At 62.5% G+C, this 15,509-nt stretch carries 14 protein-coding genes and 1 pseudogene; 8 read left to right on the top strand and 7 right to left on the bottom strand.

The annotated features are described in order from the left end of the window. From PBR20603_RS22585 to mhpA, 4 genes and pseudogenes are all read right to left on the bottom strand, one after another. Positions 1-104, bottom strand: a pseudogene (locus PBR20603_RS22585) (branched-chain amino acid ABC transporter permease); the annotation flags it as partial. Between the two features lie 189 nt (positions 105-293). Further along, positions 294-1,445, bottom strand: a complete 1,152-nt coding sequence (locus PBR20603_RS22580; RefSeq protein WP_150561681.1) for an ABC transporter substrate-binding protein — start codon at positions 1,443-1,445, stop codon at positions 294-296. 25 nt (positions 1,446-1,470) lie between these two features. Beyond that, positions 1,471-2,334 carry a fumarylacetoacetate hydrolase family protein gene (locus tag PBR20603_RS22575; RefSeq protein ID WP_150561680.1) on the bottom strand — a complete coding sequence of 288 codons (864 nt, stop codon included), beginning with the start codon at positions 2,332-2,334 and terminating at the stop codon, positions 1,471-1,473. Between the two features lie 68 nt (positions 2,335-2,402). Next, positions 2,403-3,908, bottom strand: coding sequence for a bifunctional 3-(3-hydroxy-phenyl)propionate/3-hydroxycinnamic acid hydroxylase MhpA (gene mhpA, locus PBR20603_RS22570; RefSeq protein ID WP_174978031.1), 1,506 nt, complete (start codon positions 3,906-3,908; stop codon positions 2,403-2,405). 115 nt (positions 3,909-4,023) lie between these two features. Between mhpA and PBR20603_RS22565 the strand changes: the two genes are divergently transcribed. The 7 genes from PBR20603_RS22565 (at position 4,024) to PBR20603_RS22535 (ending at position 9,821) form a co-directional block, all read left to right on the top strand. Then, positions 4,024-4,578 (top strand): VOC family protein, encoded by a 555-nt coding sequence (locus PBR20603_RS22565; protein WP_425495839.1) that lies wholly within the window; start codon positions 4,024-4,026, stop codon positions 4,576-4,578. Next, on the top strand, positions 4,575-5,582 hold the full coding sequence (locus PBR20603_RS22560) for an NAD(P)H-quinone oxidoreductase (RefSeq protein WP_246174942.1): 1,008 nt from the start codon (positions 4,575-4,577) through the stop codon (positions 5,580-5,582). Before PBR20603_RS22565 ends, PBR20603_RS22560 begins: the two co-directional genes overlap by 4 nt. Positions 5,583-5,737: 155 nt before the next feature. Beyond that, on the top strand, positions 5,738-6,493 hold the full coding sequence (locus tag PBR20603_RS22555; RefSeq protein ID WP_150561678.1) for an IclR family transcriptional regulator: 756 nt from the start codon (positions 5,738-5,740) through the stop codon (positions 6,491-6,493). A 106-nt stretch (positions 6,494-6,599) separates the two neighbouring features. Next, positions 6,600-7,001, top strand: coding sequence for a nuclear transport factor 2 family protein (locus PBR20603_RS22550; protein WP_150561677.1), 402 nt, complete (start codon positions 6,600-6,602; stop codon positions 6,999-7,001). 9 nt (positions 7,002-7,010) lie between these two features. Then, positions 7,011-7,634 carry a TetR/AcrR family transcriptional regulator gene (locus PBR20603_RS22545; RefSeq protein ID WP_150561676.1) on the top strand — a complete coding sequence of 208 codons (624 nt, stop codon included), beginning with the start codon at positions 7,011-7,013 and terminating at the stop codon, positions 7,632-7,634. A gap of 172 nt (positions 7,635-7,806) precedes the next feature. Beyond that, entirely contained in the window at positions 7,807-8,838 is a 1,032-nt protein-coding gene (locus PBR20603_RS22540; protein WP_150561675.1) for an aromatic ring-hydroxylating oxygenase subunit alpha, read from the top strand. Beyond that, positions 8,835-9,821 carry a PDR/VanB family oxidoreductase gene (locus PBR20603_RS22535; RefSeq protein WP_150561674.1) on the top strand — a complete coding sequence of 329 codons (987 nt, stop codon included), beginning with the start codon at positions 8,835-8,837 and terminating at the stop codon, positions 9,819-9,821. The genes PBR20603_RS22540 and PBR20603_RS22535 overlap by 4 nt, the downstream gene beginning before the upstream one ends. 68 nt (positions 9,822-9,889) lie before the next feature. Here PBR20603_RS22535 and PBR20603_RS22530 read toward each other — a convergent pair whose 3' ends face one another. The 3 genes from PBR20603_RS22530 to PBR20603_RS22520 form a co-directional block, all read right to left on the bottom strand. After that, positions 9,890-10,645: an SDR family NAD(P)-dependent oxidoreductase gene (locus PBR20603_RS22530; RefSeq protein WP_150561673.1), complete on the bottom strand. Its 756-nt coding sequence runs from the start codon at positions 10,643-10,645 to the stop codon at positions 9,890-9,892. Positions 10,646-10,747: 102 nt separating this feature from the next. Next, positions 10,748-12,625: a TRAP transporter large permease gene (locus PBR20603_RS22525; RefSeq protein ID WP_150561672.1), complete on the bottom strand. Its 1,878-nt coding sequence runs from the start codon at positions 12,623-12,625 to the stop codon at positions 10,748-10,750. Next, on the bottom strand, positions 12,626-13,645 hold the full coding sequence (locus PBR20603_RS22520) for a TRAP transporter substrate-binding protein (RefSeq protein WP_150561671.1): 1,020 nt from the start codon (positions 13,643-13,645) through the stop codon (positions 12,626-12,628). A gap of 663 nt (positions 13,646-14,308) precedes the next feature. Between PBR20603_RS22520 and PBR20603_RS22515 the strand changes: the two genes are divergently transcribed. Then, a complete protein-coding gene (locus PBR20603_RS22515; RefSeq protein ID WP_150561670.1) occupies positions 14,309-15,475 on the top strand; it encodes an acetyl-CoA acetyltransferase in 1,167 nt (388 codons plus the stop codon). Positions 15,476-15,509: the final 34 nt, after the last annotated feature.

Below are 15,509 nucleotides of genomic sequence, written 5' to 3'. Positions count from 1 at the left end.
CGGGTGACGGAGAACACCAGCACGAGCGCCAATGCCAACAAGGCATAAATCGCACCCGTGGTGATACCGTCCTGCGCGAGCAAAACTGCGATCGAGAGATCCATGCGAATTGGGGCGCGCGCAGACAACCCTGCGCACGCGAAGACAGAGGAATCGCCCTCTCGACCGAGAGGGGGGAGACAGCGCCGGCTACTGCGTGCGGCCACGCACACCGGCAGCCGATACGACCGCAAACCGATGGCAATGCGGTGCTTGGCGACGAGCGCTTACCTCGTCGCCAAGCACTGCCCGGCTTATTTGGCGAGCACCCAGCGGCCCTTCTGGCGCTGGCCGAGCATCAGGGAGCCGATATCGAGACCGGTGTGATCCGTCGCGCTCATGTTGTAGACGCCACGAGCACCGGGAAGGTCTTTGGTCGCTTCAATCGCATCGCGCAATGCCGCACGGAACTGCGGCGTGCCCGGCGAGGCTTGCTTCAAAGCGACCGGAACCGCGTTCGCGATCAGCTTGTTGGCATCCCATCCGCCCGCCGAGAAGATGTTGCTTGTGTTGCCGCCATACTTTGCGTCGTAGGCCCGCACGAACTCGGACGCACTCTTCTTGGCCGCATAGGTGTCGGGAACCTGATCGACCCCCATCACCGCTGCGTACGGGGCGAAAATGCCGTCCGCCGCCGGACCCGAGAGTCGCAGGAAGTCGCCGAACGTCGCGCCGAGGGTCACATAGATATCGCCCTTGTAGCCACGATTGCGCAATTCGAGCAACGGCGTGGCAGCGGCGCCGCCCGACCCGGCGATCAGCACGGCATCGGGCTGTTTCGACAGCATCTTGACGACCTGCGAGGTGACCGTCGAGTCGGTGCGGGCATAGCGCTCCTGAGACACCACCTGAATCGCGCGATCCTTGGCGAAGCGCTCGGTGAGCTTGAGCCACTGGTCGCCGTAGGAATCGGTGAAACCGATAAACGCCAGCGTTTTCGTCTGCTTCGCCTTCATGCGGTCGAACAGCGGCGTGCCTTCATGCTCGTCGTTGGTCGTTGTCTTGAAATTCCAGCGACGTTGCGCATCGACCGGTTGCACCAGCGAGTTGGTCGGTCCCTGCGTGATGCCCGGCGTTCCCGATTCGGCCAGCAACGGAATCACTGCCACGGCGCTCGGCGTGGTCGTCGGCCCGATCACCACATCGACGCGCTCTTCGCTAATGAGCTTGTGCAAGCTGCGCACCGCGAGGCTCGGATCGGACGCGTCGTCGAGATAGATGTACTTGACCTTCTGTCCTGCAATCGTGTCTGGCCCGAGCATTACGCCGCTCTTTTCCAGCGTGCCGAGCGACGCGGCAGGGCCCGTGGTCGACAAGATCACACCGACCTTGATGTCGGCATGCGCGAGACCGCTCAGCGCCACGGCCATGACACCAGCCGCGATCAGAATGCTTGTGTTTTTCATTGTTGATGTCTCCTCCACCGCCTCGTCACTGATTCGCTTTGTCGACCTCGGCGCGAATCGGGTTACGCAGAATGCCGAGCTTGCTGACTTCCACCTCGACCACGTCGCCGTCCTTCATGAACAGCGGGGGATTGCGCTTCGCGCCGACACCCCCCGGCGTGCCGGTCACAATCACGTCGCCCGGTTGCAACTTCGTGAAGGTGGAGCAGTAGGCAATCAGCGTCGGGATCGAGAAGATCAGCATGTCCGTGGTCGCGTGTTGCACCACCTGACCGTTCAGGCGCGTCTCGAGGGTGAGGACTTCGTTCTCGCCGATTTCGTCGGCCGACACCAGCGTCGGGCCGAACGCGCCGGTGGCCTGGAAGTTCTTGCCCGGGCCCCATTGCGAGGTGTGGGTTTGCCAGTCGCGAATGCTGCCGTCGTTGTAGCAGGCGAAGCCGGCAATGTAGGAGAAGGCATCTTCTTCGCTGATGCGGCGCCCGGCGCGTCCGATCACGATGGCGATCTCACCCTCATAGTCCAGACGCTCCGACTCGGGCGGCAGAAGAATCGGTTGCTCGTGACCGACCTGCGACTCCGCGTAGCGCATGAAGATGGTCGGACGCTCGGTACGCTCGCGCTTGGTTTCGCGCACGTGTTCGTCATAGTTCAGTCCCGCACACAACACCTTGTTTGGATCGGCGACGACCGGTCGATAGGCATCGATGGACGCGAGTGCGAAATCGGCCTCGTGCTTTTGCGCCACGTCTTTCAGGGCGTCCATGCCATGGGCGCGCAGTGCGGCGCCGAGGTCGACAAGGCCCAGACGCGCGCCGAGATCCACTACGGCTTCATTGCGTACCACACCAAAACCGGCCTTGCCTTGCCGCGTGAAACTGATGAATTTCATGAATGAGTCTCCAGAGAAAACGTTGTTGAGCCAATACGAATCAGATGTGCCCTGCCACTCGCCCGCCTTCAGGCAGCGACAGGAGTTGCCGCCCTGCCGAGTGCTGCACCGATGGATGCCGTCAGCGCGAGCAAAGCGTCGCCCCCTCGGGCCACGCCCGCGACATAGCGGTCCGGGCGAACGAGTACGGCATCGGTGTCGAGGGTGTCAAGCCATTGGCAAGCCGACTCGCTCGCGTCCTCGACCCACCGAAGGGGCGAAGGGAACGCGGCGAGGGCGGCTTCGCACTGCGCGGCGGAGAATGCGCCTTCGCGCACCAGCAACAGAAAATCGTTTCCGGCCACGTCATCCAGACGTCGGCCATCGCACAAGGTCGGTTGACGCGAGATCGCGCCGCCCTCGGCCCCGGGCGCGACAAGCGGACTCGCACCCAGCCGGGGACTCAGACTCTGGAGATGACGAGGGCCGTTGGCGAACATCTCGTCGCGCTGTGCTGCGGCATCCTGATCGACCGCCTGGATAATGCGCCCCAGCTCGACGGCCAGCGTGATGAACTCGGACACATGCGGGTAGCGCTCCTGTTGATAGGTGTCGAGCAGTGCATCGGAGGCGCCGTGCTGCAGGATCGCGACGAGTTTCCACGCGAGGTTGCCAGCATCGCGAATACCGGCGCACATGCCCTGACCGAGGAACGGCGGCGTTTGATGTGCCGCGTCGCCCGCCAATAGCAAACGTCCTTGCCGCCAGCGCTGGGCAATCACCGCGTGGAAGGTGTAGACCACGGCGCGCTCGAGGTCGGCGTCATCTGGCGTGATCCACTTCTTCAACAGCGACCAGACGTTCTCCGTCTGAGCGAATCGCGCGGCGTCCTCGTCCGGGCGAAGCATGATTTCCCAGCGTCGCCGGTTGTCCACACCTCGCACATAGGTGGCCGGGCGCGCCGGGTCGCAGAACTGCACGCTGTGTTCGCCAAGCACGTTCCAGTCGCGCTTGAGCAACGCGTCGAATACCAGCCAGCGTTCATGCAGGCCGAGATCGACCATTTCGCTGCCGATCATCCGACGAACGAGTGAGCGCGCACCATCTGCGCCGATCACATAGCGTGCCTGCACCTCCCGCAAGCCGCCGCACGACAGGTCTTCATAGCGCACCCGGACGTGATCGGCATGCGTATCGAGTGCGAACACCTCGCTGCGCAGACGCACGTCGACGCAAGCAAGCGCCGCCAGACGTTCGCGCAGAATGCGCTCGAGATCGGGTTGATGAAAGCGATAACTGCTGTTCCAGCCTTGCGGGCCGATACCCTCCGGGCGCTGCCAGTCGACCAGCAGTTTGCCGTCGGCATTCACGAATTTCATACCAGGCGACACCCGGCAATGTTCCGCCAGCGTCGGGGCGACGCCGATGGCGTCGAACACCCGCATGCACTCGGCATCGAAATGCACCGCGCGGGGTAACGGATACACCGCAGCCTCACGCTCGAGCACCACCACCGATACCCCTGCACGTCCCAACAAATTGGCCAGCGTTGCGCCGACCGGGCCAAGACCGATGACCACGACGTCTACCACCATCGCCTCCCATTTATTCTTTAATATCACTATGGGACAAAATATAGATATCGATGGCTATACTGTCAAATGAAATATGCATTATTATCACAATTAGATAATTTTGAAGGAGATGGAGATGATGGTCCGTAAGGGATTGAGCTTCAGCCACGTAGGGTTCTACGTGTGTGACATTCAGCGCATGGCGCGCTTCTACACGGAACTGCTTGAGTTCACGATCACGGACTCGGGCAAGCTCACCGGCCCGTCGGGCGATCTGGATCTCATTTTTCTGAGCCGAGACCCAAAGGAGCATCACCAGATCGTGCTCGCGACGGGGCGTCCCGACACTTTGGGCTTCAACGTGATCAATCAGATCTCGCTGCGCGCCGACAGTCTGGCGACCCTCAAGGACCTGTACTCCAGGTTGACCGATGCCGGCGCGACGGATATCCATCCGATCACGCACGGCAATGCCGTGTCGATTTATGCGCGCGACCCTGAGGGTAATCGCCTCGAGTTGTTCATCGACACGCCTTGGTATGTCAGTCAGCCAATGCGCGTGCCGGTCGACTTCTCGCAGCCCGACGATGTGCTGATGGCCGCTGTCGAAGCGCACGCGCGCCAGTTGCCTGGGTTTGAGCCGCGCGCAACGTGGCAAGCGCGAATGGCAGAGCGCATGGGGATTCAATGAGCGAAGTCATGGCGGGCAATGCGGACCGGCAGTTGACGATGGCCATCACCGCCGCGGGTGGCCCCGAGGTACTACGACCCAGACTCGAGCCCATGCCGCAGTGCGGGCCGCAGCAGGTACTGATCGAGGTCTCGGCCGCCGGTGTGAATCGTCACGACGTGAACCAGCGCCGGCGCGGTCCCGACGCGCATCACAGCGATATTCCGGGACTCGAGGTTGCCGGGCGTATCGTCGCGCTGGGGGCGAATGTCTCGCGGTGCAAGCTTGGCGACAACGTCTGCGCGCTGATCGACGGCGGGGGGTATGCCAGCTATGCCGTCGCTGACGAAGCGCTGACGCTGCCGGTTCCGGCGGGGATGACGATGACCGAAGCGAGCGCACTCCCTGAGGCGCTGTTCACGACATGGCACAACTTCTTCAACGTGGCGCGTCTACAGGCGGGGGAGCGAGTGCTGATTCACGGCGGCACCAGTGGGGTGGGAAGCGTCGCCATTCAGCTACTTAGCGCGTTCGGGCATGAAGTCTATGCGACATGCGGCACGGATGAGAAATGCGCGATGGCGCGATCGCTCGGGGCACGCGACGCGTTCAATTACCGCACGGATGACTTTGCCCGTCGCGCGCTCGACGCCACGGGACAGCGCGGTGTCGACGTGATCCTCGACATGGCCGGCGCCGGCCATGCCGGTGCGAACATCGTCGCGCTGGCGCGGCGCGGCCGAATCGTACACCTGTCGCCCGGCGGTGGCGCCGAGATGCATTTCCCGTTGCGCGCACTCATGCAGAAGGAGGGCGTCGTGACGGGCTCTCTGTTGCGGCCCCTGCCTTTGGGCGAGAAGGCGGTCATCGCTGCGGCGTTGGCCGACAAAGTCTGGTCGCGCCTGGGCACGCAGATACGACCGGTGATCTCGTGCACGCTGCCGCTTGCACAGGCTGCGCAAGCGCATCAACGCCTCGAAGCGGGAGATGTGGCGGGCAAAATCGTGCTGTTGCCGCAGTCGTGAAGGGATCGGGAGCGCCAGAATGAAACGGCATTCGATATCGCCATTTGAAAGTCTGTGGACTTTTCGGTGCTCGCGGTACGACATCAGTCGCTCGTTGGTTAGAATATGCGAGTTCGCGTCCGGCTCAGGGCGCAGCTCACTCAAAGCGATCAACGATGTCCAGTCTTACCAAAATGCTGTCCATCCTCGACATGTTCACCGTCGAGTCCCCGACATGGTCGACCGAAGCGATCTGTCACCATCTCGGCTGTTCGGTGCCCACGGGCTATCGCTATCTGCGCGAGCTGGTCGGCTCAGGGCTGTTGCTGCGCCTTGGCGACGGCAGCTACGAACTCGGGCCGCGCATCATCAAGCTCGACTATCAATTGCGCACCATCGACCCGTTGCTGCGTGTCGGTCAGCCGTTGATGCGCGAGCTGTCGGCGCAGACGGGGTGCGACTCCGTGATGACGCGTATCTTCGACGACGAGATCGTCGACACCCATCGCGAATCGGGCCCCGACGGGCTGCATCTGGCCTATGGACGCGGGCGGCCCCGGCCATTGTTTCTCGGTGGCGCTCCCAAGGTCATCCTCTCGACCATGCCCAAGGGCAAGCTCACGCGGCTGTACAAGAAGCACTCGGCGAGCATCGCCGCGGCCGGGATGGGCAAGTCGGCCGACGAGTTCATCGCGCGGCTGCACGAAACGCGCAAAGCCGGGTACTACATCTCGAAGGGCGAGCTCGAGGCCGATGTGGGCGCGATTGCCGTGCCGATTCTCGGCCAGTCGGCGCTCGCTGTCGGGGCGCTCGCATTGGTCATCCCCATCCGGCGCTTCGAATTCATGAATCACGACAAGCTGCTCGAATTGCTGCGCGAAGCCGCCTTGCGCATCTCGACCGAAGCCGCAAAAAGCTACGTGACCCAGTAACCCACCGCAACGTCGTTCGCCGGGCATCGCCGGGAAGCGAGGGAGGCGGGGGAAGTTGGGGAAGTGGGTCGCGTTTTCCATCGACATCTTAATGGACACCGATCCCATGCAAACCCCACTCAGAGCGCCAGCGAACGATCTCATCTCGACCCTCGCGGCCATGGAGCAGCAACGCTGCGACGCGTCGATCGCCGAAGACTTTGCGACGCTCTCCGACCTGCTCGACGACGAACTGACCTTCGTGCATTCGACCGGCTATGCGCATGACAAAGCGCAATACCTTGCGTTTCTGGCCGACCGGGTGAAGTCGCTCAATATCGAGCGTGCGGCGATGACCTATCGGGTGCTGGGCGATGCCGTGGTGTGTACCGGGCCGTTGGCGCAGACGATGCGACGCAAGGCCGACGGCTCGCACGTCGAGATTCGCGCCCTCGTCACGCAGATATGGATCCGGCGCCCGAGCGGCTGGAAATTGCTGCATCATCATTCAACGCGTACTCCCGATTGACCGAAACCCATGCCAGCCCCTCGCAAACGTCACCCAAAATCCGAATGGACTCGCGAACTGCTGGTGCAGGCTGGCGAACGTCTGCTGGCCGAGCGTGCGCTCGATGAAGTTTCGGTCGAGGAGATCGCGCGCGAGGCCGATGTTGCCTACGGCTTGCTGTTTCACTACTTCTCCACCAAGCTCGATTTCTATCTCGAAATCTGTCGGCGTGCGGCCGCGCGTCTGGAAGAAACGCGTAATGCCGGCACACGCAGCGGTACGCCCGACGAGCGGCTGGCGCGTTTCTTGTCGATTCACATCGCATTCGTGCGCACCCGGCAGGGGGCGTACCTGTATCACATGCGCGGCAGCACGCCCGCGTCGGTGAAGCAGTTGTGGGAAACCTCGAAGCTGGGCGCTGTGCGTCTCGCGCTCAGTTTCTATCTGCCGGACACCGAGATCACGCCCGCCATGATGGCGCTGGGACGCGGCTGGCTGGCCTTCGTCGACGAACTGCTTGTCGCCTGGTTCAGTGGCCTGGACACTACCGAGCCGCAGGTCAGTGCCACCTGCACGCGCATATTTCACGACATGCTCGGCGCCGCGCGTGTGTTCTGCCCGACGGACGTCGCGCAACAGCGGCTCGCGAGCTGACGTGTCGTATTTCAACCATCGGGCACCCGGTACCGCTAAGGGATAGTCCTGAGCACGAAATTCGTGTCTCCGGATTGACGATCGAGTCGCCATAGTTGATTATCACAATATGATTTTTGTGTATTTTGCGTGATTAATTGACTTGAAGTCAAAAATAACAGGAGACGTTCGTATGAGCTTTCTTCGCAACGCGTGGTACATGGCCGCATGGGATCGTGAAATCGACAAAAACCCAGTTCCGAAGCGGATTCTCGGCGAGCCGATAGTGATGTATCGCACTGGTTCCGGTGTCGCGGTCGCCCTTCATGATCGCTGTCCTCACAAGGCGGTACCGCTGCACGCCGGTCGAATTGAAGGCGATTTGATTCAGTGCGCCTATCACGGATTGAGATTCGATTCTCGCGGGGTTTGCCGGCACAATCCACATATCAAGGGATCGCCTGACACGCTATGCGTGCGCGCCTATCCGCTTGCAAAGCGTCACGGCGCGTTGTGGATCTGGATGGGGGAGCCAGAGCGCGCGAACGTCAACGCCATCCCGGATTACGGCTGGTTTGATGTGGACGGCCCTTACGCAGTCACGCAGGGCTACACGTATGTGGACGGCGGCTTCGGCATCATGATGGATAACCTGCTCGACCTGAGTCACGCGGAATATCTGCATCCGAATACCGTGGGCACGCCCGGCTCAAGCGGGTCGCTGCAGACCAGCGTCGTGGCCGGCGACGATTACGTCACGGTCAAACGCAAGGTGTTCGACCTGCCGCCGTCGGTGGTCTTCCGTCCGCACTGGTCGCGCAGCGAGCGCATCGATCAGGTCTCGGACATGACATGGCGCCCCGGCACGAATTTGTTGCTCGACATTCGTTTGCGTGCCGCCGGCGACGACAGCGGCAACGGCGAGCTGCACTTCCCGAGCGCTCACATTCTCACGCCGGAGACCGAGCGTACGACGCATTACTTCTGGGCCGTCGCGCGCAACTTCAAACAAGAGGACGAAGGCCTTACCCTGGCGATCAATGAAGCCTTTCAGCAAACCTTTACAGGTGAAGACAAGCCGATCATTGAGGCGATTCAGCGTCAGTTCGACATCGAGGGCAACGACGTGCCGGTCGCGAATTTCACCATCGGTGACGGCGGTGGCGTGCGTGCGAAGCGAATGCTCGCGAAGCTCATCGCCGACGAGCAACTGGTACGTTCATGAGCGCCGCAGCATCCATGCAGGCGCCGGCGGGGCAACGTTGGCGTGAGGTCGTCGTCGACGATCTGGTGCGCGATGGCGAAGTTGTCTTGCTGGCATTGCGGGCAGCGGACGGCTTGCCTTTGCCGCCGTATCGCGCGGGCGCGCATATCGACGTTGTACTGCCCTGTGGTCTCGTGCGGCAGTACTCGCTGTGCGGTGCGGACGGCGGTGCCGGCGGATATCGGATCGGGGTCGGGCGTGCGTCGCCGTCTCGCGGCGGCTCGCAATGGTTGCATGAGCATCTTGCGCCGGGAGCGCGCCTTCAGATTGGCGCCCCCCGCCACCTGTTCGAACTGTCCGGGCAGGCGACATCGCATCGTTTTCTGGCAGCGGGCATCGGCATCACGCCACTGCTTGCGATGGCGTGGGCGCTGGATCGCGCCAGCGAGAGCAACTTCACCCTCCACTACTTCGTGCGATCCGTTAGGCAGGGGGCTTTCGTCAATGAGATTCGAACCTCGCGGTTTGCGGCGCGTGCGCGAATCATTGAAGGTGATCGAGAGACGGCCAGGGCGTGTCTTCCCGGGGTTCTGCAAGCACCGATGCCGGGCGAACATCTATACGTGTGCGGTCCCGACGGTTTCATGACCTTAGCCGTCGACATTGCCCGACAGGCGGGATGGCGCGCGGATCAGATCCATACCGAAGCATTTGCCGCCCCGGTTGACACGGAGGGGCCGGCTTTCACGGTCGTTGCGCAAAAATCGGGCAAGCGCGTCACCGTGACCGACAGGCAAACCATCGCGGACGCGCTTGATGCCGCCGGCGTGCGACTGAACCTCTCGTGTGGGCAGGGGGTGTGCGGCACTTGTCTCACACGAGTGGTGTCCGGCACGCCCGAGCATCGGGACAGCTTTCAGACGGACGCCGAGCAACGTGCCAATACCCACATCACCATCTGCTGCTCACGTTCGAGAGACGAGGTGCTCGTACTGGACATTTGACTCGACGCGGCGATAGACGGCCCCACGCCGTCTATCGCGATCCTGCGCAAAGGCGCACGAACGCCGCCTCAGATCTCCAGAATCCCGGCCGCCACAAAGCCGCCGTCGACCGGCAGGATATGACCGGTCACGTAAGACGCATCATCCGACGCGAGAAAGCTCACCGCGCCAGCGATCTCACTGGGCTGCCCGTATCGGCCGAGGGGCGTCGTCTCCGTATAGTGGCGGCGTGAGACGTCGGAGTGCAGCACCTGCGTGAGCGGCGTGTCGATGGGGCCGGGTGCGACGCCGTTGGCGGTAATCCCGAAGGGGGCGAGTTCAATGGCCATCTGGCGCGTGAGACCGATGACCGCGGCTTTCGACGTGCCGTAAGCGGTACGGCCTGCGCTCGCCAGAATGCCCGCCACTGACGCCAGGTTGACGATCCGTCCCCAACGCTGCTCGCGCATAAGTCGCGCGGCGTGCTGTGCGCACAGCAACGTGCCTGTGAGGTTGACATTCATGACCTGATGCCAGTGATCGAGCGGATAGTCGAGAAACGGAAACGTCTTGGCAATCCCCGCGTTGTTCACCAGCACGTCGCAACGGCCATGCCGTTGTGCGACCTGCGCGAAGCCCTCGGCAATCGATGCCGCATCGCCCACATTCATCCCCAGCGCCCACGCCTTGCCGCCCGCCGCGCTCAGCCTGGCCGCGGTCTCGGCCGCTGCGCCTTCGTTCAGATCGGCGACAACCACCGTCATGCCGTCATTCACCAACCGTTCGCATATGGCTGCACCAATACCCATTCCGCCGCCTGTGACAACTGCCACTTTCTCCGTCATGCTATGGACTCCTAAATTTAATGACTTTTACAGCACGGGCCCCGCCGCCAGCAGCGCGGCGGAGCCCGTCGGTAATTTCGATAAACCGCTAGCGGATTTGCCTTACTTCAGAAAACCGATCGAGATCCAGGGAATGAAGACCACGATCAGCAGCGCGATGAACAGCGCGCCCATGTAAGTCCACATCCGGTTGAATACCTTGTCCGGCGATGTCTTGCCGATGGCGCATGCGGCATAGAAGCCCACGCCGAGCGGCGGTGCGAACAGTCCCATGCCCATCGACAGAATCACGACCATCGCGTAATGCACGTCGTGAATGCCCAGCGAGCGGGCGACCGGAAAGAGCAGCGGCCCGAACAGCACGATGGCCGGAATGCCTTCCAGCACGCTGCCCAGTACGATAAACACGACCATCGAGATGAGCAGGAAGCCGATCTGTCCGCCCGGCACGCCATGCATCAGCCCGACCAGCTTGGCGGAGAAGCCGGACTGCGTGAGCGCCCACGCCATGGCCGTGGCCATGCCGATGATGAGCAGGATCGCGCCGGAGAGCGCAGCCGTTTCGGTCAGCAGCGGATACAGACGCTTGAAATTCAGATGCTTCTTGAAGGCATGAACGAGCAAGCCGATCACGATCGTGTAGGCAATACCGACCGTAGAGACCTCCGTCGCCGTGGCAGCCCCTTCGATCACAGCCGTGCGAATGAGAATCGGCAAGGCGAGGGCCGGCAACGCCACGACGAACGTTTTGCCGATGACGCTCCACGGCGCGCGGCGTGCCGCGTTGGGCGCTTCCTTGCGCGAGCGTGCGAAGCACACCACGACGATGGCCAGCGTGGCGATGACAGCAGGCAGCAGGCCGCCGACAAAGAGCGCGGTGATCGACACCCCGCACACCGCGCCGATGGTGATGAGCACAAGACTTGGCGGAATCGTCTCGGTCATGGCGCCGGTCGACGAGAGCAGCGCGACGAGGTCTTCCGGTTTCGAGCCGCGCCGTTGCATCTCTGGGAAGAGGGCGGGAGCGACGGCGGCCATGTCGGCCGCCTTCGAGCCGGAAATGCCGGAGACCAGAAACATCGCGCCGAGCAGCACGTATTGCAGGCCGCCGCGCACGTGGCCGAGCAGTGAGGCCATGAACTCGATCAGGCTGCGCGCGAGCCCGCTCATTTCGATCAGGGCGCCGAGCAGCACGAACAGCGGCACCGACAGCAGAATGAGGCCCGACATGCCCTCGTCCATGCGGCTGACGACGATCTGCAGCGGTGCATCGGTCACGAGAGCCAGATACGCCAGCGTCGCCGTGCCGAAGGCGAAAGCGATCGGAATGCCGCCTGCCACGCACGCCCCGACGATCAGCACGAAGAACACCAGCAGGTTGTAGTTGCCCATCGCGATGAGTGCGGGGCGGCCGAGCCAGAGCGCGGTGCCCAGCGCGGCCACGACCAGCACGCCGAGGCCGAACTGACGCAAGGTCGAGCACCGCGCCATGCGCGAGATGGCGGCGACGAGCATCAAGACCGCACCCACCGGCAGGGCCGCGGCGCGCAGCCCGTCGGGGATTTCGAGGGCGGGCGTGGTGATGTCCATCTGTTCGATGGCATGCGTGTACGCGGGCATGATGATGAGCGCGACGAACACGCAGACCGTGAGTGCCGCCATGGTCTGAAACCAGTCGCGCCATGCTGGCGGAAGCTTGTTGACGATGGCGGACAGGCGCATGTGCTCGCCCCGGTCGAGCGCGAGGACCGCACCGAGCATCGATAGCCAGATGAACAGGATCTGCGCCAGTTCGTCCGACCAGGTGAGCGGATTGTCGAACCCGTAACGCGAGATCACGCCCGCGAGCAGGATGAAAGTCTCCGCCACCACCAGCAGCACGGCAGCCGCTTCGGTGATTTTCATCACCGCGCGATTGACGTGGCAGAAGAGGCGGGCGAGCGCGTGCGTCGGCTCGGCCGTCATCGTCAACGTTTCCATTTACGCGAGCTTCCCCGTGTACTTTTCCAACATGGCCCACGCCTCGTCACCAAACTTCTTGTGCCATTCGGCATAGAAGCCAGCGGCGCGGAGCTTCTCGCGGAACTGTTCGTTGTTCGGTGCGTTGAACACGAGACCTTTCTGCTTGAGTTCGACCATGACGCCATCGTTGAGCTTGCGCACGTCGTCGCGTTGCGCCATGGCGGCAGCATTCACGTTGGCGGTGACGATCGCCTGCAGGTCCTTCGGCAGCTTGTCCCACTTCTGCTTGTTGGCGAGGAACCAGAAGCCATCCCACATGTGGTTTGTCATCGACACATACTTCTGCACTTCGTAGAGCTTGGCCGTGGTCAGCAGAGCGAGCGGATTCTCCTGTGCTTCGACGATGTGCGTCTGCAGGGCCGAATACACCTCGGCGAAATTGATCGATGTAGGCGACGAGTCGAAGGCGCGGAACATCGATGTCCACAGCGGGCTCGTCGGTACGCGGATCTTCAGGCCCTTGAGGTCGGCCGGCGAGTTGATCGGGCGGCTGCTCGTGGTGATCTGGCGATACCCGTTCTCCCAGATCTTGTCGAAGGCGAACACCGACGTCTTGGCGATCTGGCCGCGCACATGCGCTCCGAGGTCGCCGTCCATCGCTGCCCATACCTGACCGTAATCCTTGAACGCGAAGCCCACGCCGGAGATCTGTGCCGACGGCACCAGCGTGCCGAGAATCAGCGGCGACAGGGTGAAGTAATCGATCGCACCCGAGCGGATCTGGCTCAGCATGTCGCTGTCGGTGCCGAGCTGGTTGTTCGGGTAGATCTGGAAGTCGACACGGCCCTTCGATTGCTCTGCGATCTTCTGCGCCATCTCTTTGGCGCGAATGTTCATCGGGTGGCTAATGGGAAGGTTGTTGGCGAACTTCAGCGTGAATTCGGCGGCGTGCGCCTGCGTCTGATACAACCCCGTGGCAGCGGCGGCCGAAGTGGCGGCCACAACCTTGATGAAGTGGCGGCGATCCATGTTGCTCATACTGCATGTCTCCTGATTTATAGGTTTGGTGACTGCGTCTGAAGCGCAAGGCGTGCGGGCGTGTTGCCCTGCAACGTCTCGGCCAACTTTGAATTCGAACGTGAAGCGGCTCGTAAGTGGCTTGGCTATCTTACGCAAATCGAGTGCCAGATCGCGGCCCGGACGGGAAAACCCTTATCTTGTTAAGCATGGGGGAAGTTCCGCGTCTGGCGCGTCGCCTTGCTGCGCGTTCTTTTATCTGGCGGAACCCGCCAAAGCGACGCCATAGCGTCAGCCATGCCGTTTGCTGCATTTGCGGGGCGCCACCGATCGGTGTCCGGGCGAGGTGCGACACCTGTCGCATTCGCCCTCTGCCTTTCGACACCTGTCGCACAAAGCGGGCAATGCCGATGCGACAGGTGTCGCATGCCGTCGCGCCCGAGCGCTTGTGTTGCGGCACAGCAAATCCCCTTCGTTGGGTGTCCATCCGATTTCACTTGATGGGGTAGCGAGTGCGGCTTTACGCTTACGTCAATTGCGAGAGCGCCACAAGCGCGAGCGTCGCAATCGCGACGCAATGGGCAATGGATGCCGTTGGCGCTTCATCCGCGAGGGGATGCGCGCATGTCTGGCATCGAAATTGCTCACCGGAGTCTGGATGACCCCCTTTTCCGGAGACACTTCATGGTTGCTGCATGCCTTACCGGCTGGGCCCACTCCCAGTTCGGAAAACTCGATAACGTCGATGCCGAAGTCTTGCTGGCCGATGTTGCACAAGCCGCGCTCGACGATGCGGGCCTGGCGCCCGAGCAAATCGATTCCATTCACGTCGGCACTTTCAACGGCGGGTTCCTGTATCAGGACTTCCCGTCGTCGCTCGTCTTCAACCGCATTCCCGGGCTGCGCTTCAAACCCGCCACGCGCTACGAAAATGCATGCGCAACGGGTTCGGCTGCCGTTCATGGCGGACTCCAATCCATCGAGGCGGGCAAGGCCACGCATGTGCTCGTGATCGGTTTCGAGAAGATGACGGAGCTCGCCACGCCGCAGGTCGGCGAGGTGTTGCTCAAATGCTCGTACGCGCGCGAAGAGGCCGACATTCCGGGCGGCTTTGCGGGCGTGTTCGGCACCATCGCGCAAGCCTACTTCGACCGCTACGGCGATCAGTCCGATGCGCTCGCGCGCATTGCGGCGAAGAACCATCGCAACGGCACGGTCAATCCCTATGCGCACATGCGTCGCGACTTCGGCTACGACTTCTGCCGCCATGTCTCCGAGAAGAATCCGTTCGTGGCCGGGCCGCTCAAGCGTACCGACTGCTCGATGGTGTCGGATGGTGCGGCGGCGCTCGTGATTTCGGCTGCCGACGTGGCCCGCACGATGCCCAAGGCCGTGGGCTTTCGCGCGGCGGTGCAGGTCAACGACTACTTGCCGCTCTCGCGTCGCGATCCGCTGGCGTTCGAAGGCGGTCAGCACGCCTGGCGTCAGGCATTGGGTGTCGCGGGCGTGTCGTTGAAAGACCTCTCGCTGGTCGAGACGCATGACTGCTTCACGATTGCCGAACTCATCGAGTACGAGGCGATGGGGCTTGCGAAGCCGGGCCAGGGCGCCAACGTTGTGGCCGAGGGGCTGACCGAGAAGAACGGTCTGCTGCCGGTCAATCCGTCCGGTGGGTTGAAGGCGAAGGGCCATCCGGTCGGCGCGACGGGGGTGTCCATGCACGTGATGGCCGCGATGCAACTGACGGGGACGGCCGGGCAGATGCAGATCCCCAACGCGAAGCTCGCGGGCGTGTTCAATATGGGCGGCGCGGCGGTAGCGAACTACGTGAGCATTCTCGAAGCGCGGTGATACGTCGCACGGATACGTCACACGAATAGGTGTC

The sequence above is a fragment of the Pandoraea bronchicola genome (genome assembly GCF_902459805.1).
Classification (GTDB): Bacteria; Pseudomonadota; Gammaproteobacteria; order Burkholderiales; family Burkholderiaceae; genus Pandoraea; species Pandoraea bronchicola.
This window is presented reverse-complemented; position numbering and strand designations above follow the sequence as displayed.